This window comes from Paenibacillus piscarius (assembly GCF_022234545.1).
Lineage (GTDB): Bacteria > Bacillota > Bacilli > Paenibacillales > Paenibacillaceae > Paenibacillus_AQ > Paenibacillus_AQ piscarius.
In genome coordinates, this window is sequence record NZ_JAIEUI010000003.1 from 448832 (window position 1) to 464475 (window position 15644).

13 protein-coding genes are annotated in these 15644 nt (G+C 55.8%); 10 read left to right on the forward strand and 3 right to left on the reverse strand.

The window, feature by feature from the left end; translation table 11 throughout:
* Positions 1 to 26: 26 nt before the first annotated feature.
* The 7 genes from K1558_RS08040 (at position 27) to K1558_RS08070 (ending at position 7148) form a co-directional block, all read left to right on the forward strand.
* Positions 27 to 1145, forward strand: a complete 1119-nt coding sequence (locus K1558_RS08040) for a GerAB/ArcD/ProY family transporter (protein ID WP_238650884.1) — start codon at positions 27 to 29, stop codon at positions 1143 to 1145.
* A gap of 138 nt (positions 1146 to 1283) precedes the next feature.
* Positions 1284 to 1904 carry a BTB/POZ domain-containing protein gene (locus K1558_RS08045; protein ID WP_238650886.1) on the forward strand — a complete coding sequence of 207 codons (621 nt, stop codon included), beginning with the start codon at positions 1284 to 1286 and terminating at the stop codon, positions 1902 to 1904.
* Between the two features lie 14 nt (positions 1905 to 1918).
* Positions 1919 to 2215: an antibiotic biosynthesis monooxygenase family protein gene (locus tag K1558_RS08050; protein ID WP_238650887.1), complete on the forward strand. Its 297-nt coding sequence runs from the start codon at positions 1919 to 1921 to the stop codon at positions 2213 to 2215.
* A 21-nt stretch (positions 2216 to 2236) separates the two neighbouring features.
* Positions 2237 to 3052, forward strand: a complete 816-nt coding sequence (locus tag K1558_RS08055) for a phosphotransferase family protein (protein WP_238650979.1) — start codon at positions 2237 to 2239, stop codon at positions 3050 to 3052.
* Positions 3053 to 3076: 24 nt separating this feature from the next.
* Positions 3077 to 3622, forward strand: coding sequence for a DUF1697 domain-containing protein (locus K1558_RS08060; RefSeq protein ID WP_238650888.1), 546 nt, complete (start codon positions 3077 to 3079; stop codon positions 3620 to 3622).
* Between the two features lie 226 nt (positions 3623 to 3848).
* Entirely contained in the window at positions 3849 to 6080 is a 2232-nt protein-coding gene (locus K1558_RS08065) for a glycosyltransferase family 39 protein (protein WP_420800418.1), read from the forward strand.
* 84 nt (positions 6081 to 6164) lie between these two features.
* Positions 6165 to 7148, forward strand: coding sequence for a glycosyltransferase family 2 protein (locus K1558_RS08070; RefSeq protein WP_238650890.1), 984 nt, complete (start codon positions 6165 to 6167; stop codon positions 7146 to 7148).
* A gap of 296 nt (positions 7149 to 7444) precedes the next feature.
* Here K1558_RS08070 and K1558_RS08075 read toward each other — a convergent pair whose 3' ends face one another.
* The 3 genes from K1558_RS08075 to K1558_RS08085 all read right to left on the reverse strand — a co-directional run bounded on the left by K1558_RS08075 (position 7445) and on the right by K1558_RS08085 (position 10332).
* Positions 7445 to 8011 (reverse strand): FAD-dependent oxidoreductase, encoded by a 567-nt coding sequence (locus tag K1558_RS08075; RefSeq protein WP_238650891.1) that lies wholly within the window; start codon positions 8009 to 8011, stop codon positions 7445 to 7447.
* 150 nt (positions 8012 to 8161) lie between these two features.
* Entirely contained in the window at positions 8162 to 9643 is a 1482-nt protein-coding gene (locus K1558_RS08080; RefSeq protein ID WP_238650892.1) for a sensor histidine kinase, read from the reverse strand.
* Positions 9640 to 10332, reverse strand: coding sequence for a response regulator transcription factor (locus K1558_RS08085; RefSeq protein ID WP_238650893.1), 693 nt, complete (start codon positions 10330 to 10332; stop codon positions 9640 to 9642). Before K1558_RS08085 ends, K1558_RS08080 begins: the two co-directional genes overlap by 4 nt.
* Positions 10333 to 10761: 429 nt before the next feature.
* Between K1558_RS08085 and K1558_RS08090 the strand changes: the two genes are divergently transcribed.
* The 3 genes from K1558_RS08090 to K1558_RS08100 all read left to right on the forward strand — a co-directional run bounded on the left by K1558_RS08090 (position 10762) and on the right by K1558_RS08100 (position 15616).
* Positions 10762 to 11925, forward strand: a complete 1164-nt coding sequence (locus tag K1558_RS08090; RefSeq protein ID WP_238650894.1) for a glucose-1-phosphate adenylyltransferase — start codon at positions 10762 to 10764, stop codon at positions 11923 to 11925.
* 24 nt (positions 11926 to 11949) lie between these two features.
* Positions 11950 to 13053, forward strand: a complete 1104-nt coding sequence (gene glgD / locus K1558_RS08095) for a glucose-1-phosphate adenylyltransferase subunit GlgD (RefSeq protein WP_238650980.1) — start codon at positions 11950 to 11952, stop codon at positions 13051 to 13053.
* Between the two features lie 130 nt (positions 13054 to 13183).
* The gene (locus tag K1558_RS08100) at positions 13184 to 15616 is read left to right on the forward strand and encodes a glycogen/starch/alpha-glucan phosphorylase (protein WP_238650895.1); all 2433 of its coding nucleotides are present in this window, start codon (positions 13184 to 13186) and stop codon (positions 15614 to 15616) included.
* Positions 15617 to 15644: the final 28 nt, after the last annotated feature.

A 15644-nucleotide genomic window follows, 5' to 3' on the forward strand; every position in this document is an offset into this window, starting at 1 on the left:
GCGCATGGCCGAAGGAGGAGGAGAGTGTGAGCAAAGAGATTATACCTGCCGGGCAGTCGATCAGCATCGCTGTATTATTTATTACGGGCGCTTCCCTGTTCCTGGGCACATCCTCTCAGTCGGGGAACAGCAGCTGGATCGCCCAGCTCCTGGCGATTCTGCTGGCTCTTCCGCTTATGCTGATCTATGCGAGACTCCATGTGCTTTTTCCGGGCAAGGATCTCTATGACATGCTGATTGAGGTGTTCGGCTCCGTCTTGGGACGGATGCTCTCCTGTCTGTATATCTGGTATGCTTTACATCTGGGGGCGCTGGTGCTGCGTAATTTCGGGGAATTCAGCAAGACTGTGGCCTTAACCGCCACTCCGATGATCGCACCGATGCTGATGATCGGCCTGCTCTGTATCTGGGTCGTGCATGCCGGCATAGAGGTGCTTGGACGAAGCGCGAAGTTCCTGCTGCTGTTCTCGCTCGTTGTTATTCTAATCATTCAGCTGCTCTCTGTGCCCAAGTTTGAATACCATCATCTGAAGCCGCTGCTGAATGCCCCGCCCGGTCTCATCTTTGCGGATACCGCAGGCTCCTTCACGTTTCCCTTCGCTGAAATTGTAGTCTTCCTGGGCGCTTTCGGCGCGCTACCGGCTAAGGGCTCTGCCAAGCGGGTACTGGTGGGCGGCACGCTGATTGCCGGCAGCATTATTATCCTCATTACGCTGCGTAATCTGCTGATGCTCGGTCCTGACATTCTGTCCGGTCTGTACTTCCCCTCCTACGTGGCGGTCAGCCGGATCAATATTGGTGATTTCGTCACCCGGATCGAAGGCTCGGCAGCGATTGTGTTCGTTACGGCGCTTTTCGTCAAGGTCAGTCTGTGCCTGTTCGTAAGCTGCAACGGGATGGCCAAAGTATTCAAGCTGGAGAGCTACCGCTCGGTAGTCCTCCAGATGGGGCTGATTATGGTCTATCTGTCGGATTTCATCTATTCCAATATTATGGAAATGGAGTCCTTCGCGTATCACATCTATAAGGTGTATGCCCTTCCGTTCCAGGTTGTGATTCCTGTGTTCCTGTGGATTACAGCTGAGTTTCTCACCCGAAGAAGGGGAAGCAGGCCGCAGGCTCCTCCAGAGCAGCAGCCCGAATGATTGCAAGCGGATAAGCCGCAGCTCTTCATCACCGCCATGCGGGGCTGGTCCTGTTTTCAACCTGTGCTGAAGTTAGCTATAATGAGAGGCAGAGCGAACCGGTTAGACAGGTTATGACAGGAAAGGCGTGAACTTAAGATGAGCGTATCCAGTATTGTAATGTCCTCCCATTGGGGCCGGGAAGTGAGGCATAAGCTGATTACCCAAGACTCCAAGGTGCTGGCTGTGGTATTCCCCGGGCAGAATTATTCAGCCGAGCGGCCGCTGCTGGAATATGCGGGCAAGCTGGCCCGTGAATACGGCTGTGACCTGCTTCAATTGGAGTACGGCTACCAGAGTGCGAGAGTCGCCTTCAAGCGCGAGGAGATCGATATTGTCGCTGAGGAATGTAAGATTGCGCTGGCATCGCTGCCCGAATATGATCAGCTGCTGTTCATCAGCAAGAGCATGGGCACCATTATTGCCGGCAAGGTGGCTGCTGATCCGGAGATAGGGGAGAAGGTGTCTCATCTGTTCCTCACCCCGGTTCCCGAGAGCCTTCCGTTCATCCGGCAGAGCCGCGGCAGTGTCATCTACGGCGGAAGTGATCCGATGTTCACCGGACAGTATCCCGCAGAGCTTGGCACGATGAAGCAGATCAGAGTGTACAGGATTGACGATGCCAACCACGCCCTGGAGGTGGACAGTGTCAATGAGTCGCTGGCCGTGCTGCTGGTTATCATTAATTTCTATCATGAATTTTTCCGGGATTCACTATAAAAGGAGATGAGAGCATGATTACAGAAGCGGCAATGCTGCAGGTGAAGCCGGGGCAGACCCATTACTTCGAACAGAGCTTCAGGGAGGCCTCTCCGCTGATTGCTTCGATTGACGGTTATTTGGGCCATGAGCTTCAGCACTGTATGGAGGATAATCATAAGTATCTGCTGATCGTCAGATGGCGCAGCCTGGAGGATCATACGGTGGGCTTCCGGGAATCCGCGCAGTATCAGGAATGGAAGGCACTGCTGCATCATTATTACAGCCCTTTTCCTACAGTAGAGCATTATACGAAGGTTAGTCTGGATTAGGGGAGAGGGCGTGTGGCTTCGATGCAGGGGAATATGCTTGGTGAGGGCAAAACAGCGGAAGTTAGAGAGTATGGGGAAGGTAAAATCCTTAAGCTCTACCGGGACTGGGTGCCTGCTCAGCAGGTGGATTATGAATACCGGCTCAGTAAGCTGATCTATGAACAAGGCGTGGCGACTCCGCAGCCGTATGAGCGGATTCAGGTGGAGGACAGACAAGGGATTGTGTACCGGCAGATTATGGGGCCGACACTGCTTAAGCTGATGGGCCGCAAGCCCTGGCGGATCTTCAGCTGCTTCAGGCAGATGGCTGAGCTTCACTATAGCCTCCACCAGTTGGAGGGCGTAGGGGAGGCTGGAGGGCAGAAGAGGCTGCTGGAGAGGCATATTTCCGCTGCCCCTATCCTGAATGAGGATGAGAAGTCGCAGATTCTGGATCAGCTGGCCCTCCTCCCCGAAGGGAATAAGCTGTGCCATGGTGACTTTCACCCGGACAACATCCTGATGGACGATAAGCTGTGGGTCATTGACTGGATGACCGGTGTCAGCGGCAATCCGGCGGCGGATGTGGCGCGGTCTTATATTATGTTCAGTATCGGAGCTTTACCAGAAGGTCCCTCTTCGTTCACGAAGCACTTCATCACCTTTGCCAGACAACGTATGACTGCACAATATCTTCGGAGATATCTTAGATTGTCCGGCCTGTCCCGGGCAGAGATTGAGCCATGGATCCTTCCGGTGGCGGCTGCGCGGCTGGTGGAAGGACTGTCCTTCCCCGAGAAGGAGCTGCTGGTCAGTGAAATCCGCAGACGGCTGGCGGCATTGTCTGCTGCACAGTAATTTTGCAGAGAAAGCAGGGCACTTATGAATACATACATTGCATGGCTGCGCGGCATTAATGTCGGCGGCAACAAAGTGATCAGAATGCAGGAGCTGAAGTCAACCCTCGGGACGCTTCCATTCAGGAATGTACGCACCTACATCCAGAGCGGCAATGTTGTGTTTGAGAGTGAGGCATTAACCGGCGACGGGCTGGCGGAAAGGATCAGCGGGAAGATCCAGGAGACCTTCGGCTTTGAGGTGCCGGTGATGATCCGTTCCCTGAAGGAGCTGGAGGCGGTGATTGCGGGCAATCCGTTTCCGCTGAGTGAGCCTGAAGACTTCAAGCGGCTCTATGTCTCGTTCCTGGCAGCGGAGCCTGCGGGTGAGGCGCTGGAGAAGCTTCGTCCCTATGAGAATGGTGCGGATCAGGTGCGGGTCACCGGCCGCGAGATGTATACCCTATATGAAACCAGTATAAGCAACTCTCCGCTGTTCAAGGTGCCGTTCGACAAGCTGCTGGGAACGGCGCTCACCGTCCGCAACTGGAATACACTGGGCAAGGTCGCGGCGCTGGCCCGCAAGTCTTAGCTGAACCTTAATACATGAACTGTGAATGGGGAATCACCCCCGTCTTTCGTCCGGATGAAACGCCGCTGCTGCGGTCCGGGCCATGAGGCGGGGGTCTTTCGTATGCTCTTGGATGCTCCTGTGCAGGGTGCAGCATTCAGCAAACATTCAGCGGGCTTTCATTATGAGTTAAGCTGCCGATGCCATAATAGGCCTAAGAAATGAACGAATCGGAGTGAAACCTATGATGAAATGGCTGAGAAAAACAAGCGCCGACCCGGTGCTGCTGCTGACTCTGCTGCTGGCAGCCGTGCTGTACGGGTACGGAATCTGGAATGATACCTATGCCAATACGTACTATACAACCGCAGTAGGAAGTATGCTGCAGAGCTTCCACAATTTCTTCTTCGCCTCACTGGATTCTGCCGGGTCGGTAACCGTCGATAAGCCGCCGGTCGTTCTGTGGCTGCAGACGCTTAGCGCGCTGGTCTTCGGGCTGCACGGCTGGAGCGTCATTCTGCCGCAGGTGCTGGCCGGTATCGGCTCCGTTGTGCTGGTCTATTCGCTGGTCAAGCCCTCATTCGGCCGGTCCGCCGCCCGGCTGGCTGCGCTGGCGATGGCGTCTGCGCCGGCAGCCGCGGCGGTCAGCCGCACGAATAATATCGATACCGTGCTGGTATTCACCCTGCTGCTGGCCGCCTGGTTTCTCTTCAGGGGTACCCGCAACGGACGGACAGGCAGCCTGCTTGCTGCTTTCGGTCTGATCGGGATTGCCTTCAATGAGAAAATGCTGCAGGCCTACATGGTCCTTCCCGCCTTCTATCTCTTCTACCTCCTGGCTGCCAAAGGGAAATGGAAGAAGAAGAGCGGGGTGCTTGCCGCCTGCACGGCCGTACTGCTGGTCGTGTCTCTATCCTGGGCAGTAATTGTGGATTCCATTCCTGCTGATAAGCGCCCTTACATTGGCAGCAGCGGCACCAACTCGGTGCTTAACCTGGCCTTTGGCTATAACGGCGTGTCCAGGTTGACCGGTGACCGCAGTACTGGCGGAAGCGGTGGGGGCGGCTTTGGCGGCTTCGGCGGCGGGGAGATGCCCGGGATGAACGGGGAAATGCCGGACTTTAACGGTGAATTCCCGCCCATGGATGGAACTGACGGGCAAGGTGGCGCAGACAGGCAAGGGATGATGAACGGACGTGATTCCGCCGCCGGGGATAATCAGAGCCGTGACAGCGGCGGGACTGCTTCAGGCCAGGACGGACGCAGTGGCGGAATGGTGCCGGGCGGTCAGGACGGCGGACGGCGCGCAGAAGCAGAGAACGGCGGATTCGGCGGGTTCGGCAGCCCGGGCGGGCGCGGTGGGATGGCCGGCGGTGGCGGCATGTTCAACACAGGCACCCCCGGCCCGCTGCGGCTGTTCCAGCAGGAGCTGTCCGGACAGGCGAGCTGGCTGCTGCCGTTCGTACTGCTTGGGAGCATCGGGATCTTAGCCAGCCTGCGCCGCAGGAACTTTACCGCGCAGCATAAGGAGACTCTGTTCTGGCTGGCCTGGCTGGTGCCTGTCATGGGATTCTTCAGTATCGCCGGATTCTTCCACCAATACTATCTGATTATGATGGCTCCGCCGGTGGCTGCGCTGGCCGGTGCAGGCTGGTCGCAGCTCTGGAGCAGCTACAAGGAACGCCGGGGCTGGCAATCCTGGCTGCTGCCGGCGGCAGTACTTGGCACAACGCTGCTCGAAGTGTACATTATCCGTCCGTATGACAATACCATCGGCAGCGGCTGGTCCTTAGGGGTACTCGCAGCAGGTATTGTAATGACGGCGGTGCTGGTCATTCTGCGGCTGCTGAAGGCTGTACGGGGTAAGCATTCCTGGTTGCATGCCGCAGCGGTAACCGGATTCCTGGTGCTGCTGATTGGCCCGCTCTACTGGGCCTTTACACCGATTACCTACGGTAATAACAGCATGACTCCCGCAGCAGGCCCGGACAGCGGCAGATCCTTCGGCATGGGGAATATGCCGGGATTGGGCAATATAGGAGATATAGCAAATATAGGCGGCATGAACACCAGGAGTGGCATGGGCGGCATGGGCGGAAGGAATGGCGCAGCCGGCATCAACACGTCACTGCTGGCCTATCTTAAGTCGCATAACACGGGAGAGCAATATCTGTTCGCGGCGATGGATTACGGAACAGCCGCGCCCTATATTGTCGACGAAGGCGAACAGGTTGTCATCCTTAACGGCTTCAATGCCTCGGATACGCCGTATACTACAGACTCGCTGAAGGCGCTGGTGCAGAGCGGGAAAGTGAAGTACTTCCTGGTTACAAGCGGAGGTATGGGCGGCGGGCGCGGCGGCAATTCGGACATCGCGGTGTGGATCACTGCGAATGGCACGGAGGTTCCGGCGGCAGACTGGCAGGGGACGCAGAACAGCGGCAATGCCGGAACCTTGTACGAGATCACCCTGAACTAACCTGCGGGAGCAGGAGATCAGGAAGCGCGAATACCCGGACGTGTGCCGGCGCGCTTCCTTACTACTTTTGAGGAGGAGCTGCCCATGAGTATTCAAGTGCGCTATTCCATCATTATACCGATGTTCAATGAAGAGGCTGTTATTCAGGAGACGTACCGGCGCATCAAAAAGGTGATGGGGTTAACTGGCGAGCCCTACGAGCTGATCTTCGTCAATGACGGCAGCACGGACAGCTGCGCACAGATGATCGAGGAGTACAGCTATTGGGATGAAAGTGTGAAGCTGATCGATCTGTCCCGCAATTTCGGGCATCAGATCGCCATTACCGCAGGTATGGATTATGCGCTGGGCGATGCGGTTGTTATTATTGATGCGGATCTCCAGGACCCGCCCGAGCTGATTCCGCAGATGATTGCGGAGTGGAAGCGTGGATATCACGTTGTCTATGCCAAGCGGATCAAACGAAACGGCGAGTCTCTGTTCAAAAAATGGACGGCCAGCTTATTCTACCGGGTGCTGCGTTATTCGACTGATATCTCGATTCCGGTGGATACCGGCGATTTCCGCCTGATGGACCGCAGGGTCTGCGAGGAGCTCAAGCGTCTGCCGGAGAAGAACCGCTTCGTGCGCGGTCTGGTCAGCTGGGTCGGATTCCGCCAGAAGGCACTCGAATACGAGCGGGAGGAGCGGCTGGCCGGCGAGACCAAATATCCGTTAGGGCGGATGCTGAAGCTGTCGGTGGACGGGATTACCTCCTTCTCTTACAAGCCGCTGAAGCTGGCTGGCGTTCTTGGAGCGCTTCTGTCCGCATCCGGGTTCCTGTACCTGCTGTACGTGCTGTACCTGGCGCTTTTTACGGATGCAGCTGTGAAGGGGTGGGCATCCATGATCGGGATCACCCTGACCTTCAACGGTTTCGTGCTGCTCATGCTGGGTATTCTGGGTGAATATGTCGGACGGATCTACGATGAATCCAAGGGCCGCCCCCTCTATATCGTTCAGGAATTTCACAGCGGCAGGCCGCAGCAGAGCGCACCGGAGCAGAGAGTCTCCAGGCTCAACCCATAACTTGGCAGGATTTATTCCACGTATTGGTTCTGTTGTATTTAATGCAGCAGAATGCTTCTCAAATTCACCAGAATGAGAATCGGCTGCATTTTATACATGTATCAAATACAATAGATCGCCCTTTACGGCGAATTAAAGTGAAATCTGTTGCAGAAAATGCAATTGGAGTTAGAACACGCACTACGGTCACAGCATTAACTCCAATAGAAAAGCATGTCTTACTCATGTAAAAAGGCTGTCCCAAATAGTCATGTAATGACCATTGGGACAGCCTCTTGATGAGCGGCCGCTGCAGCTTAAGCCTTCAGCAAATCATGATCGACATAACGCGCACCGTTCAGCTCGCTGATAATGTTCACAGCCACCTTCGCGCCGTCTCCGGCGGTGATGATGGCGTGGACGCTCATGCCGGCCACGGTTCCGGCGGCCCAGATGCCGTCGATGTTCGTTCTGCCCTCCGGTGTCACAGCGATCACCGTCTTGATTCTCGGCTCGGTGCCGTCCTTGGTCGTCACGCCGGCAGAGGCGGCCAGATCAGTCAGAACTCCTGTCGCCAGCACGACATGCTTCGCTTCATAGGAAGCGCCGCTCTCCGTCCCGATCACGAAGCCTTCGCCGCGGGCCTCCAGGGAGACGGCTTGTCCGGCTACCAGCTCTGCCCCGAATTTCACGGCCTGCTTATGTCCGGTCTCCACCAGCTCCGGCCCGCCGATTTCAGGAATCCCGTAATAGTTCTCGTACCAGCCTCTGCGGGTCATGCCTTTGTCGTTGTCGATCAGCAGTGTGGATTTGCCTGCTTTGGCAGCGAACAGGGCGGCGCTTGCACCGGCAGGACCGGCACCAATAATGGCGATTTCGTACATGAGATGATAACCTCCTAAAAGTTTTGATAGCATAGCCCTCATTGAATCACTTCGCAAAACTCGCTTCGGAAGCATACGCTTAGTTTTGATAGCATAGCCCTCATTGAATCACTTCGCAAAACTCGTTTCGCTCTGCTCTCTATTATATCGCTAACTGCCGCCTCTTAGCGAATCCGGCAGACGTGGAAGAGTCAGTGTGAAGACGGAGCCTTCACCAAGGGTGCTGGATACAGTGACCGCTCCACCGTGCGCCTGGGCAATAGACTTGGCGATGGACAACCCGAGTCCCGAGCCGCCGTATTTGCGGGTGCGGGAAGCATCGCTGCGGTAGAACCGCTCGAAGATATGAGGCAGATGCCCGGCAGCGATGCCGGGGCCGTTATCCTTCACGGCCAGCTCTGCCGTCTCACCCCGGGCATGAAGCGATATCTGAATGATACCGGTGCCGGCATCGGTATGCTGCACGGCATTGTGGAACAGGTTCAGCAGCACCTGTCTGATCCGGTCCGGGTCAGCATGGCACCGTATGCCGGAGGAGATGTCGGTAAGCACTGTGCGGCTTCCGGCCAGCACCTGCAGCTGAGGCTGCATGTCACGGATGAGCCCGTCCAGCAGCAGCTCCCGGGTCTGCATCTGCGGGGCGCTGTCCATGCGGGCGAGCAGCAGCAGATCCTCTACCAGCTGGTTGATCCGTTTGGCTTCGCCGTGCATCGATTGCAATGCGCTGTAGAGCTGCTCCCGGTTATCCGCCGCCCCGCGCAGCAGCACCTCCAGGAAGCCGTAGATCGAAGTCAGCGGCGTCCGAAGCTCGTGGGAGGCATCTGCCGCGAACCGGCGCATCTGTTCCTTGGCCTCGCGCTCCGCCTCGAAGGAATGCTCCAGCCGCTCCAGCATCCCGTTGAAGGAGCGGGCGAGCCGGTCGATCTCCAACTGGCCCTGCCCGTCCGGGAAGCGGACATTCAGGTTGCCGGCGTCAATGACCTGGGCGGTCTTGCCCATATTGGACAGGGGAATCAGTGTCCTGCGCAGCGCCGGCAGATAGAGGAACAATCCGGCCAGCAGGGCGGCGGCCGACAAGCCGCCGAAGACCAGCAGCTGCCGCAGGATGATCTCCCGCAGCGGTCCGGTCTCCGTGCTCATCTGCAGCAGCATCCGGGTGTCACCGGGCCGCCCGTAATTCATGAAGACGACAATATGCTCGCTGCCGTCCCCTGCGGGCATCAGCTGGTAGGTACCGGACAGCTTGCGCGGAGGCAGCATCAGCAGGCGTTTATATTCGCTGTCGCTCATTCTGGGTGCAGCAGCCGTGGACAGCGTCTCCTCCTGCAGATCCCTGAAGCTGCCGGCCGGGCTGTAGATAGCAATGGTGGTGCGGGCATCCAGCAGCAGCGGCCAGCGGTCACCGCCCTGGTGTCTGCCTCCGCCGGGCCATCCGGGATTGTTCAGCAGGAATTCAATCGGCAGGGAGCGCAGCTGTGCCTCCATTACCTCTGCCCGGTTGCTGTAGATTACATTCCGCATCAGTACATACTGGAGGATGCCGATCAGAATAAGTAATCCGGAGAGAATAAGCAGCGATGCGGCGAGCAGCTGCCTGCGCAGCGAGCGCAGGAACCGGAAGCGGTCGGTCATATCAGATCCAGCCGGTATCCTGCGCCGCGCAGCGTGCGGATGATCCGGTGCTCCTTGTCGCCAAGCTTCTCCCGCAGGGAGCGGATGTAGACCTCCACGATGTTCTCCTCACCGCCGAAGTCATAGCCCCACACCTTGTCCAGAATCATCGGCTTGCTAAGCACCAGACCATGGTTAATCACCAGATACTGCAGCAGCTCATACTCCGTCGGGGACAGCTCCAGCACCGCGTCCTTATAACGGATCTCCTTGCGGCGGTTGTCCACCCGGAAGGGGCCGCAGCGTACCTCGCCCAGCAGCCCCGGGAACTGGTTGCGCAGCCGCGCCTGAATCCGGGCCAGCAGCTCTCCGAAGCTGAACGGCTTGATCATATAATCATCCGCACCCAGGTTCAGGCCAGCGATACGGGTCTGAACCTCGTCCTTCGCCGTCAGCATGATGATCGCGGCATCCGCTTCCTCCAGGCGGAGCTGGCGGCACACCTCGAAGCCGTCCATGCCGGGCATCATGAGGTCGAGAATGACAACATGCGGCTTGAAGCAGGCCATCGCTGCAAGCGCGGACTCGCCATCCGGGGCTGTCTGTACTTCGTAGCCTTCATTGACCAGTCCCAGCTCCAGGAACTGTAGAATATGAGGCTCATCATCGACCAGAAGCAGGCGGATGCCTGTGTCTTGTGCTGCTTTCATCGGCCGTTCCTCCATTTTCAGTAATTATAGTATGTCCGTAGTATGACGCCGGAGGCTGAAAGCCGGCTGAAAAATAGGTCTATGGAGCCAGCGCACCGATTCACCCGGACTGTTTAAGGTTAATCATAATGGTTAATCGAATTATACGGAATTATGAAGTCATACAAGAAGTCATACAATAGGTAGTATGCATAATAATTTTATGCTTCAGGGCAGGCAATAAAGGGTTTTGACGGCAGATATAGAACACTTTAGAATATAGGATAACACCGGAGAGGGTAAGCATTTTGCCCGGCAGTCCCGGACCGCTGTCCCGATGCTCTGTTTTCTTCCCCGTTTGAAACCGAATTGTTCCCGTTGCACGCATTTTCTTATGGTCTACTTCTTTTATTACCTGTTTCATCACCCATAAGTCAAGGAGGCTCTTCCATGAAGAAAAAAGAGATGGTAGCTATGCTATTAGCGGGAGGCCAAGGGAAAAGATTAAAAGGGCTGACCAAGTCGATCGCCAAACCGGCTGTGTATTTCGGAGGAACCTACCGCATTATCGACTTTCCCTTAAGCAACTGCTCGAATTCGGGCATTGACACCGTGGGCGTGCTGACACAATATGAGCCGCTGGTGCTCCATTCGTATATCGGAGTGGGCAGCGACTGGGATTTGAACCGCAAGGACGGCGGCGTATTCGTATTGCCTCCGCATGAACGGGAGAACGGAAGCAGCTGGTACCGGGGGACGGCGGATGCGATCTACCGCAATCTGAAGTTTGTCGACCAGTTCGACCCGGAGCATGTGTTAATTCTGTCGGGCGATCATATTTACAAAATGGACTATCATGCCATGCTTCAGTATCACAAGTCCAAGAACGCTGACTGCACCATCTCGGTCATTGACGTTTCGCTGGAGGAAGCCAGCCGCTTCGGTATTCTAAATACCGAGGAGGATCTCAAGATTTACGAGTTCGAGGAGAAGCCGGCCAAGCCCAAGAGCACGCTGGCTTCGATGGGTGTATATATTTTCAAATGGAGTGTGCTGCGCAAGCATCTGCTGGAGGACGGGGAGAATACCGGCTCATCGCATGACTTCGGCAAGGATATCATTCCGATGATGCTGGACGAAGGCCAGTCCCTGTATGCGTATCCTTTTGAAGGCTACTGGAGGGATGTGGGTACGGTAGACAGCCTCTGGGAGGCGAACATGGATCTGCTGAGCGATACGCCTCCGCTGAACCTGAATGATACAAGCTGGAGAATCTTCACCCGCAATCCGAATCAGCCCGCGCAGTATGTGGCACCGGGAGCCAAGGTGTCGAGCTGCATCATTAATGAGGGCTGCATTGTGTACGGCGAGGTGAAGCATTCGGTCTTATTCTACGGGGTCGAGGTCGGTGAAGGCAGCGTCATTACGGATTCTGTCATCATGCCCAAGGTCAAGATCGGCAAGAATGTGAAGATTCACAAAGCCATCATCAGTGAGAATACGGTCATTGAGGATAATATGGAGATTGGCATCGAGCGGGAGAATGAGGATGAAATTCTGCTGATCGACAAACGTAGCAAGCGACTGAAATCGGCAGCAGCCAGAACCATATAACCACAAGAGGACGGGGGATTGACGATGAAAGAGCTGATGGGCGTAATTAATCTTGATCATGAACTGGATAGTCTGAATGAACTGACCTACTTCCGCTGCGGTGCAGCGGTCCCCTTCGCCAGCCGCTACCGGCTGATTGACTTCGTCCTGTCCAACATGATGCGCGCGGAGCTGGAGAGCGTAGGCTTGTTCGTCCGCCGCAAATACCGTTCGCTGATGGACCATCTGGGTGACGGGAAATCGTGGGATATGAACCGCAAGCATGGCGGGCTGTTCATCCTTCCGCCGGACTGGAATGACCCGACGGATACCTCCCTGGGCGACCTCCAGCATTATCACAACAATCTGGATTTCTTCAAGCGGGCATCCGCCAAATATATTGTGTTCTCCGGCAGCCAGCATATCAATACGGTGGATCTGCAGGATCTGTATCAATACCATCTGGAGCAGGGTGCAGACGTCACCATGGTCTACAAGCAGATTGATGAGCTTCAGCCGGAGCATGATCCGTGTCTGCGGGTAGAGCTTGATGACGAGAACAGGGTCACGAATATCCACCATGAGAAGCATCACCCGAATGTGTATCTGGATATTTTTATTATGGAGAAAAAGATGTTCCTGGAGCAGGTGGAGCACTGCATCGCCCATGGCGAGAGCTACTTCTTCCGGGATGCGATCCAGAAGAACCGTCACAAGTTCAAGATCGCCGCGTATGAATACAAGGGGTATCACTCCGTGATCAATTCGCTGGAGAGCTACTACAAGAATAGCCTGGAGCTGCTGAAGCAGGATAATTACTTCGGTCTGTTCAAGGAGAATCCGGTGCAGACCAAGATCAAATATGAGGCGCCGACCCGTTACCTCGACAGCTCGTCAGTCAGCAATTCGCTGGTGGCGAACGGCTGTGTCATTGCGGGCAGTGTGGAGAATAGCGTCATCTTCCGCGGTGTGCAGATCCGTAAGGGCGCCAGGATTATCAACTCTGTTATTATGCAGAAATGCGTCATTGAAGAGAACGCTGTTATTGAGAATGTGATTATGGACAAAGATGTGCACTTGAGCAAAGACCGGATTCTCGTCGGCGACAGCAGGCGTCCGTTTGTCATTGCCAAGAGCAGCAAGATATAATATCTGGATCAGGGGAATGGTGCCGCTAAAGGGATCATTCTTCTGATCCAGTGTTGTAATATAGGCGCATTTCAGACCACTTCAGGCCATTTCAGAGCCACTATAACCATCTGTTAGGGGGAACCTGCTGTTGTTCAACGATAAGGAAGCATTCAAACAAGTGTTCCGTGAGAAGCTCATCGGGAAGTTAGGCAAGCCGCTGGAAGAAGCCTCGAATGCCGACGTCTATAATATTCTCGGCAATATGATCCGCGAGAGTGCCGGTAAAGACTGGGCGGCCACCAATCAGAAGTTCAAAATCGACAAGGATAAGCAGGTCTATTATTTCTCCATGGAGTTCCTGATCGGCAGGCTGCTGGGCAATAACCTGCTGAACATGGGTGTGCTCGAGGTTGTCCGCGAAGGTCTGGCGGAGCTTGGCTTCTGCCTGCAGGATATTGAAGAGGTCGAAGCCGATGCCGGACTCGGCAACGGGGGGCTGGGCCGCCTGGCCGCCTGCTTCCTGGATTCGCTTGCCTCCCTGCAATACGCGGGGCACGGCTGCGGCATCCGCTACAAATACGGCCTGTTCGAGCAGAAGATTGTGGACGGCTATCAGGTGGAGCTGCCGGATTACTGGCTGCAGAATGATAATGTGTGGGAAGTGCGCCGCGAGGACAAACAGGTGGAGGTGCGGTTCTGGGGCCAGGTTGATACCCGCTGGGAGAATGAGGAGCTGGTGTTCGAGCACCGGGATTATGAAGCAGTGCGGGCGGTTCCGTATGACATTCCGATCATCGGCGCAGACCGCCGGCATGTGAACACCCTGCGGAACTGGAGTGCGGAGTCGATCACCCAGCCTTCAAGAGTATTCAGCTCTCTGGGCGGAAGTGATTATCACAAGTTCCTGGAATACAAGCGTTCCGTGGAGTCGATCTCGGAATTCCTGTATCCTGATGATTCCCAGTACGAGGGCAAGCTGCTGCGCCTGAAGCAGCAATACTTCCTGTGCAGCGCGGGGCTGCAGAGTATTCTGCGTACCTTCGCCAAGACAGGTCTTCCCATTGAGAGTCTTCCTGATAAGGTAGCTCTGCATATTAATGATACTCACCCTACCCTGGTGATCCCCGAGCTGCTGCGGATTCTGATGGATGTGCATGGTCTGGGCTGGGATCAGGCCTGGGACATGACGACCCGGATGGTGTCCTATACCAACCATACGATTCTGAGCGAGGCGCTGGAGAAGTGGCCGCTCGGCATGGTCAAAGAGCTGCTGCCGCGCATCTTCCTCATCATAGAGGAGATCAATGCCCGGTTCTGCGGCGAGCTGATGAGCAAATATCCCGGCGACCAGGACCGGATCAACCAGATGGCGATTATCCATGACGACCAGGTGCGGATGGCCCATCTGGCGATTGTCGCCAGCCATAGTGTGAACGGGGTGGCGGCACTGCATACCGAGATTCTGCAAAAGCGTGAAATGCGGCTGTTCAATGAAATGTATCCGCACCGCTTCAACAACAAGACCAACGGCATTACGCACCGCCGCTGGCTGCAGCACGCGAATCCGGGACTTGCCGGCCTGATCAGCGAGTCGATCGGCACCCGCTGGATGCATCAGCCCCAGGAGATGATCGGGCTGATCAAATACAGTGAGGATGCCTCCTTCCAGGAGCAGGTGGCGGCGATCAAGCGGAGCAATAAGCTGAAGCTGGCCGAATACATCACAAGCAGGCACGGCATCCCGGTGGACCCGGACTCGATCTTCGATGTCCAGGTGAAGCGGCTCCATGCCTATAAGCGCCAATTGCTGAACGTACTGCATATCATGCACTTGTATAATCAGATCAAGGATAATCCTTCGATTAATATCGTCCCGCGTACCTTCATCTTCGGTGCAAAGGCCGCTCCGAGCTACCATCTCGCCAAGCGGGTCATTAAGCTGATTAATACGGTAGCCGATGTCGTGAACCGGGATCCGGACATTAACGGGAAGATCCGCATCTTCTTCCTGGAGAATTATTCGGTATCCCTGGCCGAGAAGATCATTCCGGCCGCCGATGTCAGCGAGCAGATCTCCACGGCAAGCAAGGAGGCCTCGGGCACCGGGAACATGAAATTCATGATGAACGGTGCGCTGACCATCGGGACCATGGACGGGGCCAATGTGGAGATGCATGAGATGGTAGGGGACAATAATATGTTCCTGTTCGGACTGCGGGCAGAGCAGGTGCTCGATTACTACCAGTACGGCGGATACCATGCCCGCGATATTTACAATGGCGACGGCCGGGTGAAGGAGGTGCTGGATCAGCTGGTAATACCGGGACCGTTCTGCTCCCACGCCCAGGAATTCGATACGCTCTTCCAGTCGCTGATTGACAATAACGATGAATTCTTCGTGCTGAAGGATTTCGCCAGCTATGTGGAGACCCATGTCAAGATTGACCTGGCCTACCGCAATCCGAAGGAATGGCTCAAGAAGTCTATCATTAACATCGGTCATTCCGGCAAATTCTCCAGCGATAACACGATTAGCCGTTATGCCTCCGAGATCTGGCACATCGATCCGGTCAGACTGTAGCTGCAAGTGAAAAAGCCGCCCCACCCGG

Bases quoted from the DNA above. Each gene is read 5' to 3' on its own strand.
- K1558_RS08045 (WP_238650886.1), top strand. From the start codon at position 1,284: ATGAGCGTATCCAGTATTGTAATGTCCTCCCATTGGGGCCGGGAAGTG.
- K1558_RS08050 (WP_238650887.1), top strand. From the start codon at position 1,919: ATGATTACAGAAGCGGCAATGCTGCAGGTGAAGCCGGGGCAGACCCAT.
- K1558_RS08055 (WP_238650979.1), top strand. From the start codon at position 2,237: ATGCAGGGGAATATGCTTGGTGAGGGCAAAACAGCGGAAGTTAGAGAG.
- K1558_RS08060 (WP_238650888.1), top strand. From the start codon at position 3,077: ATGAATACATACATTGCATGGCTGCGCGGCATTAATGTCGGCGGCAAC.
- K1558_RS08065 (WP_420800418.1), top strand. From the start codon at position 3,849: ATGAAATGGCTGAGAAAAACAAGCGCCGACCCGGTGCTGCTGCTGACT.
- K1558_RS08070 (WP_238650890.1), top strand. From the start codon at position 6,165: ATGAGTATTCAAGTGCGCTATTCCATCATTATACCGATGTTCAATGAA.
- K1558_RS08075 (WP_238650891.1), bottom strand. From the start codon at position 8,011: ATGTACGAAATCGCCATTATTGGTGCCGGTCCTGCCGGTGCAAGCGCC.
- K1558_RS08080 (WP_238650892.1), bottom strand. From the start codon at position 9,643: ATGACCGACCGCTTCCGGTTCCTGCGCTCGCTGCGCAGGCAGCTGCTC.
- K1558_RS08085 (WP_238650893.1), bottom strand. From the start codon at position 10,332: ATGAAAGCAGCACAAGACACAGGCATCCGCCTGCTTCTGGTCGATGAT.
- K1558_RS08090 (WP_238650894.1), top strand. From the start codon at position 10,762: ATGAAGAAAAAAGAGATGGTAGCTATGCTATTAGCGGGAGGCCAAGGG.
- glgD (WP_238650980.1), top strand. From the start codon at position 11,950: ATGAAAGAGCTGATGGGCGTAATTAATCTTGATCATGAACTGGATAGT.